Below are 5433 nucleotides of genomic sequence, written 5' to 3'. Positions count from 1 at the left end.
CCGACTCGACCGAATCGAACTCGACACCCTCCACCACCGCCTGCTCGACCCCGAGCAGCACAGCCCATACCCTGGCAGAACGCACGCCGTTCTCCTGCCCATCCAGTTCTGACCTTCGACAAGCCAGAACCTAGGCAGGACAACGGCGTGCGCCATCAACGACGCGCCCAACCACCCACAGACACGTCACAAGACCCATATTTATGCCCCAGGGTCATCACGCTCTTTAGGCTGTCCGCCACCGACCCGGTGCGACCGAGACTTCCGCCCGCTTTCGCCGCCCCGGGTGTGTCGCCTGGGGTGCGCCGCCGGGGGTGCGCTGACCGACCCGAGGCAGTGGCGTTGTCCGACCTGGGTATCGCCCCGCAGAACGTGCGGTACGTGCTGGGCGCGGCCGGTGGGCTGCACGGGGTGCGCTGCCGGAGTGCGCTGCCGGGGGTGGCGCAGCCGGGGCTGCGCAGCCGGCGGGGGCAAACAGGGAGGCGTGGTGGCGCTGGGGCGGCGGGTACGTCCGGGGGCGTAGTGGCGGTGCCGCCCGTGGACGCACGCCGACTGGCGTCGACGTCGGCAGAATGACGGCCATGCGGCGGAGTGGGCAGTGGGCGAGGCGGGCGGCTCCCGATGCCGTGCTCGCCCTGGTGCTGCTCGGATTCGGGCTGCTCGCCACTGGCCTGGCCGGGGACAACCAGCCGGGGTCGAGACCGGTGGACGCCACCTGCCGGGTGCTGATCGCGCTCGCCGCGTTGGCCCTGCTGGCCCGGCGGCGTGCTCCGGTCGCGACCCTCGCCGTGGTTACCGTGGCCACCGCGACGTACCTGGTGCTCGGCTACCCGTACGGGCCGGTCCTGCTCACCTTCCTGGTCGCGGTGTACACCGTGGCGGTGCGGCTGCCGCTGCGCCCGGCGTCGCTCGCCATCGGCGGTGCGTTCGTGCTGCTGGTGACCCACGCCTTCTGGTCCCGGGGCCCGGCGCCCGGCTGGGCCGGAGTGCTGCCCGCGTCGGCCTGGGCGGTCGTACCGTTCGCGGTGGGAGTGGTGGTGCGGGTCAACCGCGAGGCGGCCGAACGCAGCCGCGCCGAGCAGGCCCGCACCCGTGCCGAGCAGGCCCGGCGCCAGGCTGACGAGGAGCGGCTGCGCATCGCGCAGGAGGTGCACGACGTGGTGGGACACGGGCTGGCCGCGATCAGCATGCAGGCGGAGATCGCCCTGCATCTGCTGCCGAAACGGCCCGAGCAGGCGGAGACCGCGCTCACCGCGATCAGCCGGACCAGTCGGGAGGCCCTGGACGAGCTGCGGGTCACCCTGGGCGCGGTACGGCGGGGGGCGGAGCGTGGGCCGGTACCCGGCCTGGCCCGGCTTCCGGCGCTGCGTGACCGGCTTGCCGGGGCCGGGCTCGCCGTCGAGGTGCGGCTGGTCGGTGATCCCCGGGAGCTGCCGGCGGCCGTGGATCTGGCCGCGTACCGGGTGGTGCAGGAGGCGTTGACCAACGTGCTGCGGCACGCCGGGGTGGCCAGCGCGGAGGTGACCGTCGGCTACCGCTCCGACGAGGTGACCGTCGAGGTCACCGACCGGGGCACGGGCGCCGCCCGCGCCGGGTTCGAGAATGCCGGCGACGAGAGCGGCGGGCACGGTCTGGCGGGGATGCGCGAGCGGGTCGACGCGCTGGGCGGGCGGCTGGCCATTGGGCCGCGCCCCGACGGCGGGTTCCGGGTGCACGCCCGGCTGCCGGTGGAGCCGTCCCCGTGATCCGGGTGCTGATCGCCGACGACCAGGACCTGGTCCGGATCGGGCTGCGCGCGCTGGTCGAGAGCGAGGACGACCTGGCACTGGCCGGCGAGGCGGCCGACGGGCTGCGCGCGGTGGAGTTGGCCCGCCAGGAACGGCCGGACGTGGTGCTGATGGACATCCGGATGCCCGGCATCGACGGGATCGAGGCGACCCGGCGGATCGTTGCCGATCCCGACCTGGCCGGTACGCGGGTGGTGGTGCTCACCACCTTCGAGCTGGACGAGTACGTCTTCGACGCGCTGCGGCACGGTGCGAGCGGGTTCCTCACCAAGGACACCCGACCGGCCGAGCTGCTGCGGGCGATCCGGCTGGTCGCCGAGGGGGAGGCGCTGCTGTCGCCGTCGGTGACCCGTCGGGTGGTGCGGGAGTTCGCCACCCGGCCGTCCCGGGTCGCCCGTCCGCACCCCCGACTGGACGCGCTGACCGACCGGGAGCGCCAGGTGGTCGGGTTGGTCGGTGAAGGGCTGAACAACGAGGAGATCGCCGCCCGGCTGGTGGTCAGCCCGGCGACCGCGCGGACCCACGTCAGCCGGGCGATGGGCAAGCTGGGAGCCCGGGACCGGGCCCAGCTCGTCGTCTTCGCGTACCAGTCGGGTTTGGTGTCCGGTTGACGGCGCCGGCGGGCCCGCGCGGGCGGCGCGGTGCACGGCCGGGACGCGGGGCCGGGCCGGCCGACAGCGGCCGTGCGGCCGGCCGGTTACCCTTGCGGTGGCCGGACTCCGCACTGCCGGCCGCGTTGTGCCCGCCGGAACACTGACAAACGGGATGTTCGCGTGTTTGACACCTTGAGTGACCGCCTGTCCGGGATCTTCACCAAGCTCCGCGGCAAGGGCCGGCTCACCGACGCCGACATCGACGCCACCGCGCGCGAGATCCGTCTCGCGCTGCTGGAGGCGGACGTCGCGCTGCCGGTAGTCAAGGGCTTCATCGCGAACGTCAAGGAGCGGGCGCGCAGCTCAGAGGTCTCCCAGGCGCTGAACCCGGCCCAGCAGATCATCAAGATCGTCAACGAAGAGCTGATCAACGTGCTCGGCGGCGAGGGCCGGCGGCTCCAGTTCGCCAAGCAGCCGCCGACGGTGATCATGCTGGCCGGCCTCCAGGGCTCCGGTAAGACCACCCTGGCCGGCAAGCTGGCCCGCTGGCTCAAGAGCCAGGGGCACCAGCCGCTGCTGGTCGCCGCCGACCTCCAGCGCCCCAACGCCGTCGGGCAGCTCCAGGTGCTCGGTGGCCGCGCCGGCGTCGAGGTGTACGCCCCGGAGCCCGGCAACGGCGTCGGCAACCCGGTGCAGGTCGCGCGCGACTCGATCGAGCACGCCAAGCGGGCCGCCCGGGACATCGTCATCGTCGACACCGCCGGCCGGCTCGGCATCGACACCGAGATGATGCAGCAGGCCGCCGACATCCGCGACGCCGTCAACCCGGACGAGGTCATCTTCGTCATCGACGCGATGGTCGGTCAGGACGCCGTCCGTACCGCAGAGGCGTTCCGCGACGGCGTCGGCATCACCGGCGTGGTGCTCTCCAAGCTCGACGGCGACGCCCGCGGCGGTGCCGCGCTGTCGGTGCGCGAGGTGACCGGGCAGCCGATCCTGTTCGCCTCCACCGGCGAGAAGCTGGAGGACTTCGACGTCTTCCACCCCGACCGGATGGCCAGCCGGATCCTCGGCATGGGCGACGTCCTCACTCTGATCGAGCAGGCCGAGCAGGCCTTCGACTCCGATCAGAAGGAGAAGATGACCGCCAAGCTGATGGGCGGCGAGCAGTTCACCCTGGAGGACTTCCTCGACCAGCTCATCGCGGTGCGGCGGATGGGGCCGATCGCCAACGTGCTGGCCATGATGCCGGGCATGGGGCAGATGAAGGACCAGCTCGCGGATCTGGACGACACCCACTTCGACCGGGTCACCGCGATCATCCGATCGATGACCCCCGCCGAGCGCACCACCCCGAAGATCATCAACGGCTCCCGCCGGGCGCGCATCGCCAACGGCTCCGGGGTCACCGTGATGGACGTCAACCAGCTGCTCAACCGCTTCGCCGACGCGCAGAAGATGATGAAGCAGATGGGCGGCATGATGGGCCTGCCCGGCGGCGGCCGGCGCAAGGCGACCAAGTCGCCCAAGAACAAGCGCAAGGGCACCAAGGGTGGCGGTCGGCCGCGTACCGGGGCGGGCGCGGGGATGCCGGGCGGCTTCCCGGGTGGCATGCCCCAGCTCCCGCCGGGGATGGACCCGAACGACCTGGCCGGCGGTCAGGGCCTGCCACCCGGCTTCAAGCTCCCGAAGATCGACTTCAACAAGCTCGGCAAGGGCGACAACCGTCCCCGGTGAACGGGTGTCGGTGAGGGCGGGCGACATCGCAGACGACCGGGTGATCCGGTAGGACTGTGCACATGGCTCTTCATGTGCGCGGTGTGCTGCTTCCCGACGACGAGGTCCGGGATCTCTGGCTGGTCGGCGACCGGGTGACCTTCACTCCGGTGCCCGGAGCGGAGACCGTCTCCGACGGTGGCTTCGTCCTGCCGGGGCTGGTCGACGCGCACTGTCACATCGGCATCGCCCGTGGTGGGGCGCCGATCACCTCCCTGGACCAGGCCCGCGAGCTGGCCCATGTCGACCGGGACGCCGGGGTGCTGGCGATCCGCGACGCCGGCTCGCCGTACCCGTACCCCGAGTTGGACGACGAGCCGGGCCTGCCGCGACTGGCCCGCGCCGGCCGGCACGTGGCGCCGCCGAAGCGCTATCTGCGCGACATCGGGGTGGAGGTCGGCGCGGCCGAGGTGGCTGCCACGGTGACCGCGCAGGCGCGCGCCGGCAACGGCTGGGTCAAGCTGGTCGGCGACTGGATCGACCGCGGAGTGGGCGACCTGGCGCCGGCCTGGGACGCGGACACCCTCACCGCGGCCGTGCGGGCCGCGCACGACGCCGGGGTACGCGCGGCGGTGCACACCTTCTCCGAGTCGGCCGTGGAGATCATGGTGCGGGCCGGGGTGGACTCGGTGGAGCACGGCACGGGGCTGAGCCTCGACCTGATCGACGAGATGGCCCGACAGGGCACCGCGCTGATCCCCACGATGATCAACATTGCCACCTTCGGCGGGATCGCCGAGCAGGCGCGGGACAAGTTCCCCGGGTACGCCGAGCACATGCTGGCGCTGCGGGACCGTTTCCCCGAGGTGGTGCGGGCCGCGCACGAGGCGGGCGTGCCGATCTACGTGGGCACCGACGCGGGCGGCGGCATCGACCACGGGCTGGCCGCCGAGGAGATGCTGCTGCTGCACGAACGGGCCGGAATGGCACCGCTCGACGTGCTCGCCGCCGCCTCCTGGGGCGCCCGGGAGTGGCTCGGCTTCCCCGGCCTGGTCGAGGGCGGCCTCGCCGACCTGACCGTCTATCCCGAGGACCCCCGCCACGACCTGCGCGTCGTCCGCGCCCCGTCCCGCACCATCCTCCGCGGCCACGTCATCCGCTGACACACGCGCGGCCCGCGCGGCCTGCGAGGTCGCGGGTTCGCGCACCGCCCGCGCGCCCTGCAAGATCGCGCTCGATCCTGGAGCTTGTCTCATCCTGTTTGGGCTGTTCAGTGGTGGTTGACAGGTCCCGGTGGTGTGGTCGGGCGCTGGTGGGCGGGGTGGATCTTTGTTGTT

Annotated in this window: 4 protein-coding genes; all 4 read left to right on the top strand. The window is 72.6% G+C overall.

Annotation, left to right across the window (positions count from 1 at the left end; translation table 11 throughout):
* Positions 1 to 581: 581 nt before the first annotated feature.
* Positions 582 to 1745: a sensor histidine kinase gene (locus ABZV00_RS37580; protein WP_355615364.1), complete on the top strand. Its 1164-nt coding sequence runs from the start codon at positions 582 to 584 to the stop codon at positions 1743 to 1745.
* Positions 1742 to 2398, top strand: coding sequence for a response regulator transcription factor (locus ABZV00_RS37575; RefSeq protein ID WP_328424512.1), 657 nt, complete (start codon positions 1742 to 1744; stop codon positions 2396 to 2398). Before ABZV00_RS37580 ends, ABZV00_RS37575 begins: the two co-directional genes overlap by 4 nt.
* A 162-nt stretch (positions 2399 to 2560) precedes the next feature.
* On the top strand, positions 2561 to 4117 hold the full coding sequence (ffh, locus tag ABZV00_RS37570) for a signal recognition particle protein (RefSeq protein WP_355615360.1): 1557 nt from the start codon (positions 2561 to 2563) through the stop codon (positions 4115 to 4117).
* A gap of 62 nt (positions 4118 to 4179) precedes the next feature.
* Complete coding sequence (locus ABZV00_RS37565) at positions 4180 to 5259, top strand: amidohydrolase family protein (RefSeq protein WP_355615357.1); 1080 nt, start codon at positions 4180 to 4182, stop codon at positions 5257 to 5259.
* The last annotated feature ends 174 nt before the right edge of the window (positions 5260 to 5433 follow it).

Origin of the sequence: Micromonospora sp. NPDC005173, from assembly GCF_040608515.1 — a bacterium.
Lineage (GTDB): Bacteria > Actinomycetota > Actinomycetes > Mycobacteriales > Micromonosporaceae > Micromonospora.
This window is presented reverse-complemented; position numbering and strand designations above follow the sequence as displayed.

Bases quoted from the DNA above. Each gene is read 5' to 3' on its own strand.
- ABZV00_RS37580 (WP_355615364.1), top strand. From the start codon at position 582: ATGCGGCGGAGTGGGCAGTGGGCGAGGCGGGCGGCTCCCGATGCCGTG.
- ABZV00_RS37565 (WP_355615357.1), top strand. From the start codon at position 4,180: ATGGCTCTTCATGTGCGCGGTGTGCTGCTTCCCGACGACGAGGTCCGG.